Origin of the sequence: Marinobacter sp. MDS2 (genome assembly GCF_030718085.1) — a bacterium.
Lineage (GTDB): Bacteria > Pseudomonadota > Gammaproteobacteria > Pseudomonadales > Oleiphilaceae > Marinobacter.
Genome location: NZ_JAVAJF010000003.1, coordinates 249,959 through 267,987, shown reverse-complemented (window position 1 = coordinate 267,987; position 18,029 = coordinate 249,959). Strand labels below are relative to the sequence as shown.

14 protein-coding genes are annotated in these 18,029 nt (G+C 54.4%); 7 read left to right on the top strand and 7 right to left on the bottom strand.

Features of this window, described 5'->3' with window-relative positions; genetic code table 11:
- The first annotated feature begins 8 nt into the window (after positions 1-8).
- On the top strand, positions 9-662 hold the full coding sequence (locus Q9245_RS14430; RefSeq protein ID WP_305897840.1) for a cupin domain-containing protein: 654 nt from the start codon (positions 9-11) through the stop codon (positions 660-662).
- A gap of 30 nt (positions 663-692) precedes the next feature.
- Here the strand turns inward: Q9245_RS14430 and Q9245_RS14425 are convergent, their stop codons facing one another.
- Entirely contained in the window at positions 693-1,520 is an 828-nt protein-coding gene (locus Q9245_RS14425; RefSeq protein WP_305897839.1) for a protein-glutamate O-methyltransferase CheR, read from the bottom strand.
- 37 nt (positions 1,521-1,557) lie between these two features.
- Positions 1,558-2,487 carry a chemotaxis protein CheV gene (locus Q9245_RS14420; RefSeq protein WP_305897838.1) on the bottom strand — a complete coding sequence of 310 codons (930 nt, stop codon included), beginning with the start codon at positions 2,485-2,487 and terminating at the stop codon, positions 1,558-1,560.
- 155 nt (positions 2,488-2,642) lie between these two features.
- On the opposite strand from Q9245_RS14420, the gene flgA reads away from it, so the two are divergent.
- The 3 genes from flgA to Q9245_RS14405 all read left to right on the top strand — a co-directional run bounded on the left by flgA (position 2,643) and on the right by Q9245_RS14405 (position 4,273).
- Positions 2,643-3,347 (top strand): flagellar basal body P-ring formation chaperone FlgA, encoded by a 705-nt coding sequence (gene flgA, locus Q9245_RS14415; protein ID WP_305897837.1) that lies wholly within the window; start codon positions 2,643-2,645, stop codon positions 3,345-3,347.
- 127 nt (positions 3,348-3,474) lie between these two features.
- Positions 3,475-3,795, top strand: coding sequence for a flagellar biosynthesis anti-sigma factor FlgM (gene flgM / locus Q9245_RS14410; RefSeq protein ID WP_305897836.1), 321 nt, complete (start codon positions 3,475-3,477; stop codon positions 3,793-3,795).
- Between the two features lie 7 nt (positions 3,796-3,802).
- Complete coding sequence (locus Q9245_RS14405) at positions 3,803-4,273, top strand: flagella synthesis protein FlgN (protein ID WP_305897835.1); 471 nt, start codon at positions 3,803-3,805, stop codon at positions 4,271-4,273.
- Between the two features lie 64 nt (positions 4,274-4,337).
- On the opposite strand, the gene Q9245_RS14400 is transcribed toward Q9245_RS14405, so the two are convergent.
- Positions 4,338-5,093 carry a pilus assembly protein PilB gene (locus Q9245_RS14400; protein WP_305897834.1) on the bottom strand — a complete coding sequence of 252 codons (756 nt, stop codon included), beginning with the start codon at positions 5,091-5,093 and terminating at the stop codon, positions 4,338-4,340.
- 215 nt (positions 5,094-5,308) lie between these two features.
- On the opposite strand from Q9245_RS14400, the gene Q9245_RS14395 reads away from it, so the two are divergent.
- The 3 genes from Q9245_RS14395 (at position 5,309) to Q9245_RS14385 (ending at position 8,539) form a co-directional block, all read left to right on the top strand.
- Entirely contained in the window at positions 5,309-5,914 is a 606-nt protein-coding gene (locus Q9245_RS14395) for a peptidylprolyl isomerase (protein ID WP_305897833.1), read from the top strand.
- On the top strand, positions 5,914-7,809 hold the full coding sequence (gene mnmC, locus Q9245_RS14390; RefSeq protein WP_305897832.1) for a bifunctional tRNA (5-methylaminomethyl-2-thiouridine)(34)-methyltransferase MnmD/FAD-dependent 5-carboxymethylaminomethyl-2-thiouridine(34) oxidoreductase MnmC: 1,896 nt from the start codon (positions 5,914-5,916) through the stop codon (positions 7,807-7,809). Before Q9245_RS14395 ends, mnmC begins: the two co-directional genes overlap by 1 nt.
- Before the next feature lie 94 nt (positions 7,810-7,903).
- Positions 7,904-8,539, top strand: coding sequence for a CBS domain-containing protein (locus Q9245_RS14385; RefSeq protein ID WP_305897831.1), 636 nt, complete (start codon positions 7,904-7,906; stop codon positions 8,537-8,539).
- A gap of 13 nt (positions 8,540-8,552) precedes the next feature.
- Here Q9245_RS14385 and Q9245_RS14380 read toward each other — a convergent pair whose 3' ends face one another.
- From Q9245_RS14380 to smc, 4 genes are all read right to left on the bottom strand, one after another.
- The gene (locus Q9245_RS14380) at positions 8,553-11,222 is read right to left on the bottom strand and encodes a hypothetical protein (protein ID WP_305897830.1); all 2,670 of its coding nucleotides are present in this window, start codon (positions 11,220-11,222) and stop codon (positions 8,553-8,555) included.
- 154 nt (positions 11,223-11,376) lie between these two features.
- A complete protein-coding gene (ligA, locus tag Q9245_RS14375) occupies positions 11,377-13,413 on the bottom strand; it encodes an NAD-dependent DNA ligase LigA (protein WP_305897829.1) in 2,037 nt (678 codons plus the stop codon).
- 23 nt (positions 13,414-13,436) lie between these two features.
- Positions 13,437-14,414 carry a cell division protein ZipA gene (gene zipA, locus Q9245_RS14370; RefSeq protein ID WP_305897828.1) on the bottom strand — a complete coding sequence of 326 codons (978 nt, stop codon included), beginning with the start codon at positions 14,412-14,414 and terminating at the stop codon, positions 13,437-13,439.
- Positions 14,415-14,534: 120 nt separating this feature from the next.
- Positions 14,535-18,029: a chromosome segregation protein SMC gene (gene smc, locus Q9245_RS14365; RefSeq protein WP_305897827.1), complete on the bottom strand. Its 3,495-nt coding sequence runs from the start codon at positions 18,027-18,029 to the stop codon at positions 14,535-14,537.

The window sequence follows — 18,029 nt, the reverse complement described above, 5'->3', positions numbered from 1 at the left end:
GCGCCATTATGCTGAACATGGACTTTTCCGAACGCGTGGTCATCCGGACTCACGAACTTGAGTGGGCGCCGAGCCCTGCAGCCGGTGTGGAGCGCAAACCTCTGGCACGCGAAGAAGCGGAGCGCGGCCATGCAACGAGCATTGTCCGTTATAAGCCTGGCGCTTCTTTTAGCCGGCACGAACACCCTTTGGGCGAAGAAATCCTGGTACTTGAGGGGGTTTTCTCCGACGAGAACGGCCACTACCCCGCGGGCACTTACCTTCGAAACCCGCCGGGCAGCGGCCACGCCCCGTTCAGTGAAGAGGGCTGCACCTTACTGGTCAAACTGCATCAATTTGACCCGCGTGATCGTGCAACCGTATGCGTCGATACCACAGGCGCCGAATGGTTACCCGGTATCGGCGGTTTGCAGGTTATGCCGCTGCACGAATTCGAACATGAACACGTTGCGCTGGTGAAGTGGCCCGCCAATGAAGTGTTCCAGCCGCATCGACATTTTGGCGGCGAGGAAATTCTGGTGTTGTCCGGGGAGTTCTGCGATGAGCAAGGCCGTTATCCGCAAGGTACCTGGATACGCTCACCCCATATGAGCCAACACCATCCGTTCGTGGAGCAAGAAACCGTGATCTGGGTTAAGACAGGCCACCTGCCACTGGCATAAGCCAGGGGCAGATCGTTCAATCAAAGCAAGTCATTTTTTGCGGTAGATAATACCCGGCTGGCACTGCACCATCTCGTATAGTTCCGGCAGGCCGTTCAGGGACTCCGACGCCCCGAGAATCAGGTACCCACCGGGGTTTAGCGCGCCGTGCAGGCGAGTGAGGATGTCCTTCTTGGATTCAGCCGAGAAATAGATCAACACGTTGCGACAAAGAATTATGTCGAACTTTCCGAACATATAGCGTTCAAGCAAGTTCAGCTCTTTAAATTCCACCATCGCCTTGATCTGATCGTTAATCTGCCAGCCACCGTTCACCGACGGTTTGAAGTAGCGTTTCTGGCGCTCCGGCGACAACCCCCGACCGATCGCAATCATTTCATATTCGCCTTTGCGGGCAACTTCCAGGACACTTTTCGAGATGTCAGTCGCCGTTATGCGCACGTCCCTGAGTTTACCCGGGCGGGCCTGACGATACTCGTCCAGCACCATCGAAACCGAATACGGCTCCTGCCCTGTTGAGCAGGCAGCAGACCAAATTCGCAGTGGCTGCAACGATTTTCGTTCCGCGAATTCCGGCAGCAATTTATCTTGCAGAATCCGGAACGGGTGGTTATCCCGAAACCAAAGCGTCTCGTTGGTGGTCATCGCATCGATCACCACTTCACGCAACCCCATGCGCCCGGAACGTTTGAGTCGCTCCAACAGCTCACCAAGGGAGCTCAGGCCGTTATCCTCAAGAATTCTGCGTAAGCGACTTTTCACCAGATACTGCTTGTTATCGCCTAGCAAAATGCCACACGCATTCTGCAAGAACGTTTTGAACTCTTCGTATTCCCGAGGCGTAATTTCCGCGTTCATTGCATCTCTATCATGGGTAAAACGGTTAACCGAGGCATCAATCCTGACCGATCAATTCCATCACGCGCTCAGCCAACTCATCCGGGCTGAATTTTGCCATAAAATCGTCCGCCCCCACCTTCTTAACCATGGCCAGATTAAAAACACCGCTAAGCGACGTATGCAACATAATGAACGTATCTTTCAGGGCGGGGTCTTCTTTAATTCGAGTGACCAGTGTATAGCCGTCCATCTCGGGCATTTCGACATCGGAAATAATTAACGAAAGATGGTCTCGTATTGATGAACCATCCCGAACCAAGCCTTTCAGGTAATCCAGCGCCTGCCTGCCATCGTTATGAGTAATCACCTCCATTCCGATCGCAGTCAGACACCGACTGATCTGGCGTCTGGCTACGGAAGAATCATCCACCACGAGAACCGGCAGGTGACGCTTCTCCCTAGCAGCACTGCGGGTCACCAACTCATCATTGACGTCTTCACGTAGCGGAGAAACTTCTGAAAGAATCTTCTCTACATCAATGATTTCCACTAGTTTTTCATCAACCTTGGTGACCGCCGTCAGGTAAACATCTTTTCCGGCACCTTTCGGTGGGGGCAAGATCTCTTCCCAATTCATGTTCAAAATACGATCAACACCGGACACCAGAAACCCCTGAGTCTTCCGGTTGTATTCCGTGATGATGACGAAGCTTGTCGCGAGCTGCTCCTGCGGAATTCCGGGCAATCCAATAGCCATACTCATATCGACAATGGGAATGGTTTCTCCTCGGATATGGGAAACCCCCCGCACGACTGCGCGACTGTTAGGAATAGACGACAGTTTCGGGCACTGTAACACTTCTTTCACTTTGAATACGTTAATGCCGTACACCTGCCGACCACGGAGCCGGAACAGCAATAGCTCAAGCCGATTCTGGCCCACCAGCTGGGTGCGCTGATTAACGCTTTGAAGTACCCCTGTCATGTCGTTCTGCTCCTGGAATGCCCTAACCGGCACTGATTTTGCTTTGTAGCTTAAAGGCTCGGAATTAAGACTTAGTGTAACGGCCATATGCCGAGATTCTTAACTTTTTTTAAAGGGCGACAGACTTACCGACAGCATAGGACAAAGCACCCAAGATGCGTACCCTCATTTTCTTCGCGCTGACACTGGTTTTCAGTTTGCCCGTGTCCGCCGGGCAAAACACAACCGCCAGCGATATTCGCCAAATGGCAGAGCGTTTCCTGCACACATGGGCCGAAGAACAGCGCCAGCTCAATCGGCGAATTGAGTACAAAATAGGTAACGTGGATCGTCGTTTGAAGCTGGCGCCATGCGACGGGGAGCCTGAGCTGGAGTTTGTGAGTGATCCCCTGCGCACACCCAGTCCCTCGATTCTTATCAGCTGCACGGGCAAGCGCCCCTGGCGAATGTACGTAACGGCTTCCGTGGAGGCGTACGGCCCGGCGATTGTCGCCGCACGCCCGCTGACCCGTGGGGAGCGGTTATCGAGCGCGGCTTTGACCACAAGCGAAGTTCAACTGAACGCCAGCCGCCGAGGCACGCTCACCGACATAAACAATATTCAAGGGATGATGGTTAGACGCCCTGTGAAAACCGGCACCGTGCTGACACCAGACTTGCTGGAAGCGCCCGATGCCATCGAACGAGGCGACCATGTTATTATCCTTGCCCGATCCGGTTCTTTTTCGGTGAGCTCCAGAGGCAAAGCACTGGGCAACGCCAGCATCGGCGAGCAAGTGCTGGTAGAGAACCTTCGCTCCGCTCGAACCGTTAAGGCAACTGTTGTTGCACCGGGACGAGTCGAAATTCCCATGCAGTAACCCGCGGGAAGTGCGGGCGGAAATTTTTTTCCTCCATAGACTAAAGTCCGGCAACAACTTGCCGTTAACCAGATACAAACCCGATTCCGCCACTGTCCGATGTGGCCCCAGGCAAGTAGGTAATCTTATGTCAGTTGACTTAAATGGAATTGGCCCAGGCCAGGTCAACACCACCAGAACCCAGGCCGACAAAGCGTCGAGCAACACCACAACAGCACCTGCCGATCAAGCCAAGGCACAAGGCCCGGCGGCCCGTGGTGAGAACGTGAGCCTCAGCAGTCAGGCTAAGAACCTGAAACAGCTTGAACAAAAGCTCGGCGATTACCCGGAAATGGACGACGATCGAATTGCGGAAATCCGCGCTGCACTCGATAACGGCTCCTACAAGATCGACGCAGATAAACTGGCCCAGAAAATGCTTGAGATGGATGAAAGCATTTTTGGGTGAGTAGAGTATGGCCGCTATCGATGAATTGAAGACCCTTCTTCGTGAAGACATCCGCCAGTTGGACGTACTGGCGGATCTCCTCCTTCAGGAGAAAGAGGCATTGGCCTCTGCGGATATAACCCCACTGCACGAGCTCACGGAAGAAAAGAACCAAATACTTGGAACAATCCGTGATCGAGCTCGGCAAAAAATCCATCATCTTGTAAACATGGGCTACCGCCCGGACGCCGGCGAGCCTTCGCGTTTTATTCGGGCAGGCGGCATGGATGATTTGTATCAGCTCTGGAAAGCCGCCGATCAAAAAATGCGAGAGTGCCAGTCACTGAACCAGAACAACGGGCGGGTGGTCGGGCACCTGCAAAAACGGCTCGCACGGGTGACCGACATCTTCCGCGGCGCTTCCGGGCAACAGAAGCTCTACGGCGCTCAAGGCCAGCAGACCAACGTGTCCAGCAGCACCGTTTTTGCAAGCGCTTGACTCTCGTGATCCAACAAAAATGCCCGGCTAGTAGCCGGGCATTTTTTTGACCGCCAACTTTCGGTTAGCGGGTATAAATGGTCATACTGGACGCAGGGTGAAAACGAATATCCTGAATACTGACACTGCCCATCGATGCGCCATTGCTGCCTGCTACCCGGATATTGTCCATCCGGATTTCCTCGATACGCTCCGGCAGCGCCAGAGATATCGCACCATCGTCCCGGATCGAATATCGCTCTTCTCCTTCCCGGTATTTGACGCCCGATATCGTGAGGTCGGAATCCAGGAAGCTTAACACCGGCACAAACACGTTCGCCGCCAGGCGTACACCTTCAACCGCGTCCAAGCCGAGTTCCTCAGCACTGCCGCCATCCGCATCTGCAGCTTTCTCTGGCATGGCAGCCACTTTTTCAATTCGATCCAGCAAACCGACGCTGCGCTGCCCCGATACCGACGACATTTCATCGTCCGTCAAAGGTGCAAAGCCATGCCCTTCATACAACTGCCCTGCACTCGCTACAGCGTCAGCATCTTCCTGGCCCGTCGTCGTGGAGGCAAACGACACCAAGGGTTGAAAAGGCAGCGCCACAATCGTTACGAAAGCTGCGGTATTACGGTATCGAGACTGATGCTTCAACACCCGTAGCAAATCTTTCTCGCTGATACAGCCCGAGGCAAGCAGAACCTCGCCCAAGCGCTTGCCGGAGGTGCGCTGAAGCGTCAATGCGGCTTCAAGCTCCGACTCCGTCAAATACCCGCGATTGATCAACAACCGGCCTAGCCGTGACTTTTCTTCAAATCCTTTTTGGACTTTCACACGTGTTCTCCTGTGTTCGCCATGAACACCGTACAACCAGGCCCGGCATCGTGATTTTACGTCAAGCTATGGCAAGCGTAGCTGAGGGTAGCCTCACTTGCTGTTTGCTTTTACTCTTATCGACGTAAGGATCTGTTAATATCGTTAACTGCTTTGTAGCAACGATGATTATGTCACCTATTCCGACACTCACTGAAACAAAGAGCAGCCTTTAAATGACAAACTTCGTAAAACAACAATTCCTTGTGATTTATGCCGCACTACTCGTTATGTCGGCGTTGATTTTTTCCGGCGCAGCGCACGCGGACAGCCATCAAGCGTTACCCAAAGTGCGCTTCGTAACCTCCGAAGGTGCATTCGAACTTCTTTTACGCCCCGACGTTGCCCCCAAAACTGTCGAGAACTTCTTAAGCTATGTGGAAGACGGCTTCTACAGCGAAACCATATTTCACCGGGTCATCTCAGGTTTTATGATCCAGGGCGGCGGGTTTACCGCCGATATGAGCCGTAAGCCCACAAAAGCCCCGATCGTCAACGAAGGCAGTCAAACGCTCCCCAACCTGCGCGGCACTATCGCCATGGCCCGCACCAACGATCCGGACTCGGCCACATCGCAGTTCTTCATTAATGTGGTGAATAACGACTTTCTGAACGCAGGTGTGCGTGGCCCTGGTTACGCTGTTTTCGGGAAAGTGACCGAAGGCATGGGTGTGGTCGACAAAATTGCCTCGGTGCAAACCGGGCGCAAGCAAGGCATGGGGGATGTCCCCGTGTCTCCGGTGATCATTAAAAGTGTGACTCGGGTTACCGCTGAAGATTGATGGCTGTTACAGAAACTCTAAAACCGCCGGCCACAGAGCCGGCGGAATTGATTTGGCAAGACGGCGTTCCCGAGTCGGCTCGCTTCGGCGATGTTTACTTCAACCGCCACGATGGCCTGGCTGAAACACGGCATGTGTTTATTAGCCATAATAGGCTGTGCGAGCGTTTTGAGAAACTGCCAAGTCCTGGTCATTTCGTCATCGGAGAAACCGGTTTTGGTTCGGGGCTGAGTTTTTTAACAGCGTGGGCTGACTGGAAACAGCAAACCGCAAACCAGAAACACACTGTTCTGCATTTTATTTCATTTGAGCGCTATCCACTCACCCGCGAAGAGCTGAAAGCCGCGCTATCACGCTGGCCCGAACTCGCCCCGCTATCAGATCAGTTAACGAGCCAATACCCACCTCTGATGAACGGGGTTCACCGGCTGGTGTTCGAGGGCGGACGGGTCAGGCTAACTCTGTTTTTCGGTGAAATTCTGCACGGACTGAAGCAACTCCCGTTCTTCGCAGACGCATGGTTTCTCGATGGTTTTGATCCTCAGCACAATCCGCAGATGTGGTCCGATGAGGTGATTGAATCCGTTCGGGCTCATAGCCTGCCGGGTACCACCTTCGCAACGTTTACCGCAGTGGGTCGGGTTCGGCGATCTCTTGAAGCAGCGGGGTTTGAGGTTCGAAAACTGCCCGGCTTCGGCCGAAAACGGGAAATGCTTGCTGGCGCCCTGACGACGGATGCCGACATACCGGCACCTACAATTGCCCCCACTGACCCTGTGGCCATTATCGGCGCCGGAATTGCGGGAACGCTGTTAGCCCGAAATCTGGCTGAGCGCGGCGTCCCGGTTTTACTGATCGACAAAGCCGCCAACGCCGGCTCCGCGGCGTCCGGAAACGCTCAGGGCGCCCTCTATGCAAAGCTGGGCATCGAATACAACGCGCAAGCCGAGTTGGCGGCGACCGCACTGAGTTTCAGTCAGCGTTACTATCGCCCGTGGAAAGATGATTTCTGGCACCCTACCGGTTTGTTGCAACTGGCTACCACGGAAAAAGAGAGTGAGCGCCAACGCAAGTTTTGCGATCGAAATCAATACCCTGAAGACTTCTTGACGCCTGTAACGGCCAGACAAGCGTCGGAACTTGCCGGCATCGATATCCCTGTTGAAGGGCTTTGGTTCCCGCGGTCAGGCTGGCTTGAGCCGGCAAAAGCCTGCGCTCGGCTGGCCACGCATTCCTTGATTACCCCTCTTTTTGATTTTGAGGTTCAACATATTGAGCGCCTTGAAAGTGGCTGGTCCATTCAAAATACGGATGGCACACACCAACACGTTTCAAAATTGGTCATCGCCTGCGGCCACCAAACGGCCGAGATTGCCCCGGTAACGGGGACGCTAAGACTGAAGCCTATACGCGGGCAAGTCACGCATTTACCCGAAAGTACCGTTAACCCACCCGCAACCGTCATTTGTGGCTCAAAATATCTGAACCCTGTAGCCAATGGTCAAGCGACCACCGGCGCAACCTTCGACCTCAGAAATGACAACCCCGAGGCAACAGCCGAAGGCCACCAGGAGAACATGGATGAACTCCTGCGCATGCTGCCGAACCTGCCTGCCACCGGACTACCTTCAGCCGAGGACTTAAACGGCCGTGTCGCTTTTCGATGCACCACCCATGATTATCAACCTGTCGCCGGGGAACTGCGCACTGAATCCGGCGACAAAGTAGAGGGCGCATACCTTTTTACCGGGCTCGGTAGTAAAGGGTTGGTTTGGGGGCCGCTGCTTGCGGAATACCTGGGCGACCTACTCTGCGCACAACCACCCTGTTTGCCCAACCATCTTACCCGCCGCGTAGACACACGCCGCCTGTACGCGAAGCGGGAAATTGGGTAGTAAGAACAATGACTGAAGTTTACGGCCTTGCGGCCGATAAATAGCTAATCAAGTTCAAAAGGATTTGGTCGAGCGGCCACTAAAAGGTGTAGTTATGTCGATTCATGTTAGTGAACCCGGCCGTCCCATCGGCACTCGTCTCCCGGAGATTTTCCGGAACCGCACAGTGGGTGACGTCACCGAACTTGAAGCATCAAGTGCACTTTCGAATACCCATAATGAGGCTACGGATGCGGAGTTTCAACGAGCGGCGAACAGTGGCCGGCACAGGGCTCTACAACAATATGGCGCAGTGGCGGCCGGAGAGCGGAAGGAAGAGCGCGTTTACCTGCCCGTTTCGGAGATTGCGTCACCTGCCCAGTATACGGTTTCCGCAACAGCCACTATGGGCCAGGCACTTGCGGTCATGGAAGACAACGCCGTACATCATCTGGTAGTGATATCCGACGACAACGTCGCGGGATTAATCGATTTCAGATGGCTGCTGACCTGGATATACGAAAACCCTGAGGAAGCCCAGACTCAAAGCCTGTTAAACATCGAGTTACCGGCTTTTCTAACGGCATTCCCCGAAACCGACGCTCACCAACTAGCCCGGCTGATGCTTGCCCACCGCTTGAACGCAGCGTTGATTGTCGATGCCACCAGCGGCCAGCCGGCCGGCATTGTCACCAGCACCGACTATTTAAAACTTTATGCCAACGCAAGCAGGCAAGAGGGGGCGGTATAATCCTTCTTGGTTACTAAGGCGCTATCGGCGTCAGCAATTTTCCTTCGGGACTGAACACGATCAATTGCCGTTCCCCGGCCACGTCCACCAACGCCATCACTTCGTCATCGCGATAATTCACGAGATCCAGGAAGGATAAAGCTCTGGGGATTTGCGTGTTCCAGTTGCGATAATCCAGGTCATCCTGTGCGCTTCTTCGGGCCAGAATACCGTCATTACTGGTGAGCATTGGGCTATTGTCATCCAGCTGCCCATCGGTATTGCCAGCCAGCACGATGTCGTCATCGAATAGCAGGCTTTGGGTGAGCGTTTCGTTCGATGCATCAGCAAAATCATTAACCTGGTACGCATACTTAGGAACACCGTTTGCTGCTATGCCCCACACAAACCCTGCCTGACTGTTCAGGGTGCGGCTCCGTATCAATTCGTTATCGCCATCTTCGACTTCTTTGACGCCGTAAGCTAAACCACTTGAGTCACCCACTAACCATGCTAGCCCCGAACCATAAACGCCATGGCGCAACGTCTCTGAGGCATCTTCCCCGCTCTGCACTGTATTAAGTTCAGCGGTAGCCTGCCCGGTGGCAAAGAAGGGCCCGATCGCGCTGGTGCCGTCCAGCGTAACCGGCGCCTGGCCAAACAAAACCACAGAAGCTGCGTTCAAATCCCCCGCCGCCAAACGGTCATCGGCACTCGACCCGAGCAACCGGGACGCTTTCTCCTCGGGCACACCGCCGTTATCGGCGATTTCCACCAAAAACACATCCGTGCGACCTGCGTTGATCTGGGCTCCCCAACTTCCTCCGGTATCCCCGGCCAATGCCACAACGGGCTTGCCCCGGTCCGCACTTAAACCCAGCCACCGTACAAAATCATCAGCGCCTGAGCCCACTTCAAAGCCAGCACTCCAGACAGGAAGATAGGCCGAACCATCAAATCGGAACAAACCTGCGAATACGTCCTGACCGCCTATGCTTCCGGGCGCAGAGTAACCTACTGCCAATTCCTGATAGGTCACCCGCGGGGTTGCCGTGCTGTCAACTCGTTCAGCTACGCTGATATATACGTCGGTATTGGTCACACCAGAAGCGACCGTCACTGTCTCCAATAAAGTACCGTTCTGGTCGTAGATACGAACTTCCGTATCCGTACTGGTGTACCCCGCTACGAACAACCGACTGGCATGCCCCAGCTCTATGTCTGTCGGAGTAAAATCGGTAAAGGATTGTGGCGAAATCAAGCGATTCAGATTGACCCTAAGCAGGCTATCGCTTGCCCCCCTTGCATACCCCTGGCGGCCAGCTTGATAGGCATCATCGACAGCCAGATTTAAAAACAAATCGTCGAACCCGTCGTCTGTAGCCAGGCTGTAGGCTTTACCGCGAATACCAAACTCAATGTCGTTCTGGCCCACGGGAAACACGATCTCTGATACGGCAGAGCCGCTGGAATCTAGAATCTCATAGTGGGTATCTTTCTTGGCACCGGAACCTTTACCTTGCTCCGAAAACCGTACCTTTACCGGCCCGTCCCGCTGTCCGGTCAAAATGGCCTTGTAGGTTGTGGCGCTCCCGTTTCCGTCCGCATTGATGGTATCTTTTGCCCCGCCCTTGAGCGTTTGAACGGTAACCAAAGGCTCATTATCAAGAATGGTAATACCCGCTCGGGTGCCGGTGTTCTTAACTCCAAGCGAAGCAATGCCCTCACGCACTTCCGTTAAACGAATAAACGCCAGCTCGCTGGGTTCCGGAATGTCATCATCAACCACTTCCATCGGGATGTAGCATTCCGTGATTCCGGGTTCCAGGATCAGCACACCACGATCGTAAACTTGGGCGTTGTTTTTTTGGTAGACGATGTAGGACAGAGGATTACCCTCTTTATCGACCGCTTTATCCGACTCAGAGCCCAGAACGACTATGTCCTGGCCTACGATCGCCCGACCGGTATTGGATGTGCTGTATTCGCACTTCTGATGTGGCGCGCTCACGCCTGCATCGCAATTTTCCGGATCAAAATCGCTATCCAGCTGAAACGCGACGTGGATGCGCGTGACAGAAGGCTTTTCCAGGGTCACCTTGGCGAAGGTGCGGTAGGTTGTCGTGGTGATTTGATCGGTTTGCTTGAAGGTTCCGTCATCTTCGTAGGTGTTCAGCTCAAAAGAATGCTTTCCAATCGCTCCGAGAGCCGGTGCCGCACAGCTGTTCGCATTCCGGTTTTGTTCGACTTCGGCCGCCTCACCCTCAGTGAACTCAGCCACTTCGATTGACATCACATTGGGCTTTACTTCGATATCGAACGGCTGGAAGCCCGACATTTTGCCGTCAGTCGTGACGATTTCGATATTGGTGTTCTTGCCAAGATCCGCTTCACCGCGGTTGCCACCGGAAAGGCCGGGAACGCCCCGCATAATAATGCCTTGCCGGGCTTTGTTTGAGGTGTCTTCCAGAGCAAGCCAAGCAGGCGCATTTACCAGCGAGTAATCGAGAATATCCTCACCACCGTAGGCGCCCCAATTGTAATAATACTCAACGCCAAGATAGGCCGACGGTGCCGGGGCACCCAGTAACGTAGGCTGATCAGGATCTTTTTCGGTTTTGCAGCCAGCAAAAACCATAGCGATGAACGCAAGGCCGGCCAAGCGGCCAGCCGGGCAGATACGGGAAGACAAATCGGCACGCATGCAAAAATCCGTTTCTTGACGTTATTGTTAGGACGGTGGTCAGTCGCGCGTTCATACAACGCACTTACACACCGTTACAGATCAACGTCATGGTAGCCAATTTGCCCAAGGCAGGACCTGCGCGAGTTCTCAGATTCACCCGGCAGGCATGTAGTCAGATTTCAACGCCATGCTCGTTAAAAAAGGCCAGAAGCGCCTCTTCATCAAGCACCTTTACGCCGAGTTGTTCCGCTTTCGCGAGCTTTGAGCCCGCTGCTTCACCGGCGACTACACAAGCTGTTTTCTTGGAGACACTGCCTGCCACTTTTGCCCCTAATCTTTCGAGCTTTGCTTTGGCCTGATCTCGCGTCAGCTGTGACAACGTACCCGTCAGGACCCAGGTTTCGCCCGCCAATGGCTGCTCATCGGCGGAGGCGACCTGCTCTTCTTGCCAGACCACCCCCGCCTCCTTGAGTGCTGCAAGCGTTTCCTGGTTGTGAGGCTGATCGAAGAAGCTGCGAATATGCCCCGCCACAATTGGCCCGACATCCGGCACCTGCTGGAGCGCCTCTTCAGTCGCCTCGGAAATCGCCTCAAGAGTACCGAAATACGCCGCTAACGATTTCGCCGTAGCCTCACCGACTTCCCGAATACCAAGCGCGTACAAGAATTTCCACAATACAGGATTCCGGGAACGGTCAATCGCGGCAACAAGGTTGCTGGCCGATTTATCGCCCATCCGCTCTAAGCTGGATATCTGGAATTTGGTTAAACGATAAAGATCGGCAACGGTGGCGACCATACCCTCATCAACCAGCACTTCAATCAACCGATCGCCCAAGCCTTCGATGTCGAGCGCTTTGCGAGACGCATAGTGGCGAATGGCTTCTTTGCGCTGCGCGGGGCAATAAAGCCCCCCTGAACAGCGCGCCACCGCTTCCCCTTCGATTTGCACAATGTCGGACTCACACACAGGACATTGCGTGGGCATCACAACCCCTTCAGCGTTCTCGGGGCGTTTCTCGGGCACCACTTTAACAACCTGCGGAATGACATCGCCTGCCCGGCGAATAAATACCGTGTCACCGATGTGCACATCCAGCCGTCGAACTTCGTCCATGTTATGGAGCGTGGCATTGGAAACGGTCACGCCGCCTACAAACACTGGTTTCAAACGCGCAACCGGGGTTACTGCGCCGGTTCGGCCCACCTGGAATTCAACGCCTTCAATAATGGTGAGTTCTTCCTGTGCCGGAAATTTCTGGGCGATGGCCCACCGCGGCGCGCGGGATACGAAGCCGAGTTGGTTTTGCAGATCCAGCCGGTTCACTTTGAACACAATGCCGTCAATCTCATAGGGTAAGCTGGCTCGCTTATCCATCAAGTCGTTATAGGCTTCAAGGCAGGCTTTTGCCCCGGTCGCCAAGCGCATTTCCGGGTTAATTCGAAAGCCCCAGCCTTTCACCAGCTGTAAACTGTCCCAGTGGGTGGCCGGCAGCTGATCTTCATCCAAGACCGCCATGCTGTAGGCGCACATTTCCAAAGGCCGCTTCGCGGTGACGGTCGATTTCTTTTGTCGCAAGCTACCGGCGGCGGCATTACGGGGGTTTACGAAGGTTTTCTCGCCTTGGTCCGCCAGCCCCTTGTTGAGCTTTTCAAAACCGGCTTTAGGCATATAAACCTCTCCCCTGACCTCCACAAGATCAGGGTAACCGTTCCCGCGTAACTTCAGAGGCACCGATGGAATGGTTCGGATGTTGGCGGTGATGTCCTCACCGGTCGTACCGTCACCGCGCGTTGCCGCCCGTGTAAGCATGCCTTTCTCGTAATGCAGGCTTACAGCCAGCCCATCGAGCTTCGGCTCACACACGTATTCGATGGGCTCTTCAGCTCCGAGCCTGTCGCGCACGCGACGGTCGAACTCCTGCAGCTCTTCTTCACTGAACGCATTGTCCAGCGAGAGCATCGGCACACGGTGGGTTACCTCTGCAAAACTGGTATCCGCGGTGCTACCGACTCTGCGGGTGGGTGAATCGTCCGAGGCAAGCTGCGGATGTTCGGCTTCTAACGCCTGAAGCTCCCGAAATAAACGGTCGTATTCCGCGTCAGGAATTCTGGGGTCATCCAGTACGTAATATTGGTAGTTATGATCGTGGAGTGCAGCGCGTAGCTCTTCTACGCGCTGCTGCACTTCTGAGGGGATCTGTGTCATCAGGTGGGTGTCCTGGTTAAGCGTTACACCCGATGGAAACGCTGTTTACGTTCAAACTCACGGATGCGCTGTCGGCAATGCTCAATGGTTTGCGGAGTCATCACACTCCGGCGCTCATCTTTCAACTCACCACCCATGTTGCGAACCACACACTGGGCCGTTTCGAGCATGAACTCAAACGCTTGCAGCGCATTGGTCGGGCCCGGCAAGCTCATGAAGAAACTGATGCCTGGTGTACTGAGCGCTGGCATATCTTCTGGCCGGAAGGTGCCCGGCTCAACCGCACTGGCAACGCTAAACTGGACTGGGGTCGTGGTATCGCTGCCCTCATGACGGTGATAGATATCCAGATCACCGAATTCCAGCCCACAGGCTTCAAAAAGCTTTTTCAAAACCGCTCCTTCGAACGGTTTGTCTTGCGGCGACAGCACATTAATGACCAGAACTTCTTTGGCTTCTGGTCGATTTGCGCCGGCCAATGGCCGGTTGGCATCCCGCTGGGCGAATTGCCGATTTGCGGTATCTTCCTGAACATCCGAAACCACGTCTTTGCGCTGCGACGGCATGTCCTCTGCCACCGGATCAACATCGTCTGCCGAGCGATGTGAAGCTTCATCAGGAACTTCAACAGGCGCTGATTCGTGCGATCGAGTACGTTCTTCCGGTTGATCCGGGGAATACGCATCGTCTCGCTCAGCGCCCCATCCGGATTCGGGTGCAAAATCGCTGTCGTCATCCAGGCTATTCAGGGACTCCGAATGATCCGATTTCAAATAGCCATTCTCTTCAAGAGTTCCTCTGGACACAATTCGTGCCCCGCCGTTAGGTAGCTCAGGATTGAAATCCTGGTCCAGAGGCGAGTCGTCCAGCTCATCGACGCCCATTCCAGACGATATCGCGATGGATTCTTTCCGGGCACGATGCATTCTACGGATGCCGTCAACGACAATTCCGATAATAACCAGGGTACCTATGGCAATTAACCATTCCCTAAGTGACATAATTCTGCTGTCCTGTTTGCAGTTTGCAACGTTGTTACTCTAAAAAAAGCCCGTAGCGAATACAACGCGCACCGGGCCCAGATGGCCGTATTGTCATGGTTGGTGGCTTTTCCACCAGCTCTAGGCTTCAGCTAAAGCTGCCGCCTCGTCTACATCCACCGTTACCAATCGAGAGCAGCCGGGTTCATGCATGGTAACCCCCATCAGCTGATCTGCCATTTCCATAGCAATCTTGTTATGGGTAATGTAGATAAATTGTACCTGTTTGGACATTTCTTTCACCAGATTTGCGTAACGCCCTACGTTGGCATCGTCCAACGGTGCATCCACTTCGTCCAACATACAAAACGGTGCCGGATTCAGCTGGAAGATTGAAAACACCAGAGCAATAGCCGTCAGCGCCTTCTCGCCACCCGACAATAGGTGGATCGTGCTGTTTTTCTTGCCAGGCGGCCGGGCCATGATGGCGACACCGGTTTCCAGAAGGTCGTCGCTGGTGAGCTCCAGATACGCACTGCCACCGCCAAACACCTTCGGGAACAGTGCTTGCAAGCCCCCGTTGACCTGATCAAACGTTTCTCTGAACCGTTGCCGGGTTTCCCGGTCAATCTTGCGAATGGCGTTATCCAGCGTTTCCAACGCTTCCATCAGATCGTCGTTCTGCTCATCCAGATAGTTCTTACGCTCACTCTGAACCTGGTACTCCTCGATAGCGGCGAGGTTGATCGCGCCCAACCGCTGAATGCGGTTACCAATTTTGGTGAGTTCTTCCGCCCAGACCTTTTCTTCGGCGTCTTCGGGAAGCTGGCCGAGCACTTCCTGCAATTTCACACCCAGATCGGTGAGCTGCTCAATATGGTTGCCGGACCGAATCTCAAGGGCTTGCGATTCCATTTTAAGCTTTTCGAGATTCGCCCGAACATCCTGAACAACATGATCGGTGCGGCTACGCCCCTGCTCCCGGTCACGTACTTCTTTGTCAATATCTTCCAGGGCATCTCTGGCGGCACTCAGCTTTTCTTCTTCGGCCAGGCGACGCTCCAACAAGCCTTCCAATTGCAGCTTGAGATCTTCGATGGGCTCTTCGGAACCCTCGCGTGTTTCACGCAGCACCTCGAGGCGCTCTTCAAGGCGCTCGTTCTGCAGCTGCATCCGGTCAATGGTTTGCTTCAAAGCATCCCGCTGGCTGTGGAGGGTTTGCAACTGAAGCTGTAATTGATGCGCGTGATCGCGGTCGTGGCGGGCATCCTGGCGCAATCGATCAAGGTTTTCCCGGAGCGTATCCCGCTGTTCGAGCAAGCGTTCCTTTTCTTCATCACTGTCTTCGCTCGACGCCAACGCCATATCCCATTCTTCTTTGGCTTCCTGAAGTTGAATTTGCTGCTCTTCAAGATTGCCGGTCACGTCTTCGATGTCATCGTGAATCCGGGCGATACGGGCATCAATTTGTTCTGCCCGTGCCTTCAGTCCGCTTACCTGTGACGAAAGGTTCGACAACTCGCGTTGAACCTCGCTCAAACGCCCCTGGGCATCGTCGCGAGCGGTTTCAGCGCGCTCGCTCTGTTCCTGCAGCTGCTCCAATTTTGCCGTTGCCAATTCCAACTTGTCCTCAGCTGCGGCCAATTGTTGCTGAAGTTCATCAACCTTTTTCTGCCGTTCAATAACGCCAACCTGGCTGGTATCCGAATCCGGCATCAACACCCAGTCACGGCCAACCCAAACGCCTTCGGGTGTGATAACACTGCGGTTGACATCCAGGCTTGCGCGGAGGTCCAGTGCCTCCTCCGTGGAGTTCGCAGTATCGATATGGCTGAGCAAAGCTGCAATGGCGGCCAACCCGCTGACCTTGGCCGCAAGGCCCGATTTGCCTGCGCTGACCGCCGCATTCTTAGCAACCACCGCAACCCCTTTGGGCGCCCGTGCAATAACGTCACCGTGATCCTCGAGCCCCGGTAACGCCAAACCTTGAGTAAAGCGGCCAATCACCTGCTCTACAGCAAATTCCCAACCATTTTCTATGTTGAGCTGTGCCGCGACGCGGGGAGCGTCCGAGAAACCGTGCTCGGTAAGCCAGTGTTGCAAAGCATCATCCTGACCACCCATTTGTTCACTCAAAAGTGCTTGCTGGGATTCCAGCGACGCACGAAGGCTTTGTACGTGCTGGCGGTGGTTCAACACCTCTGCGTCAGCTTCTTTCAGATGCTGGCGGGCCTGATACACATTGTCCTGCAACATCTCAATTTGCTCAGACGCTTCTTCCCGTTGAAGCTCCAAGGTTTCCTGCTGCTCAAGCAATTCCTCAAGTTCGGACCGGTCCAGCTGACCCTCAAGCAACGCTTGCTCGTCTTTCAACCGTTGATGGCGGGTTTGCAGTTGCGCGATGGCTTCTTCCAGCGAACGTATTCGAGATTGAGCCAGCTCGGCTTGGCGGCGGGCATCAGAAGAGCGTGTGCTGAATTCGTCCCAGCGGTGCTGCCAGTCCGCCATGGCGTCCTCGGCCAGCTGTAGCTTCTCGCTCGACTCTTCCGACCGCATTGCCAAGGCTTCCTGCTCGGGCTCGATCATGCTGAGTTCTTCAAGAATGGTCGCAAGCTTGATGTCGTCTTGTTCGAGTTCGCGCTGTATTTCACGCTGATTGGCAACCGCCTGATCCAACTCCATGGCTGCCTGGCGGCTTCGGTCCCGATGATGCTCGAGACTCTGTTCGATGCGGGCAATATCGGCACCGGCTTCATAGTATTTGGCCTGGGCACGGTTAAAGTGCTCGGTGCGCTCGTGATGGGCCTCTCGCAACGATTCCAGAGAGGTTTCAAGATTAACCCGTTCAGTGAGCAGCTTTTCCAGCTCAAGTTCGGCATCACGAATTTTTTCTCGCCAGGTCTGCAGATCCTGATCGAGCGCCTTCCAACGAAGAACGGTCAACTCGGCCTTTTTCTGACGCTCTTCGTGTTTATAGGCTTTGTATTTTTCTGCCGCAGCGGCCTGACGCTCCAAATGCTGTAACTGCCGGCCGAGTTCTTCCCGCAGGTCCGTCAAACGTTCGAGGTTTTCCTGGGTACGCTTAATGCGATTTTCAGTTTCTCGGCGGCGCTCTTTATATTTTGAGATACCCGCAGCTTCTTCAATATAAACCCGCAACTCCTCGGGCTTCGCTTCAATCAAGCGGGAAATCATTCCTTGCTCGATAATCGCGTAGCTACGGGGCCCGAGGCCGGTGCCAAGAAACAGATCTGTAATATCACGGCGGCGGCATTTGGAGCCGTTGAGGAAGTATTCAGACTGCCCTTCTCGGGAAACCCGGCGTTTGACCGAAATCTCATTGAATTTCACAAACTCGCCGGGGGCTTTGCCGGCGTCATTATCAAAGACCAGCTCAATCGAGGCCTGGCCTACCGGTTTTCGCGCGGTGGAACCATTGAAGATGACGTCTGACATGGATTCGCCCCGCAGGTATTTCGCGGAGCTTTCGCCCATTACCCAGCGCACGGCATCAATGATGTTCGATTTGCCACAGCCGTTCGGACCGACCACCGCAGTGAGGTTAGTCGGGAATGGAACCGTTGTGGGATCGACAAACGATTTGAAGCCGGCCAGTTTAATGGACTTAAGCCTCAT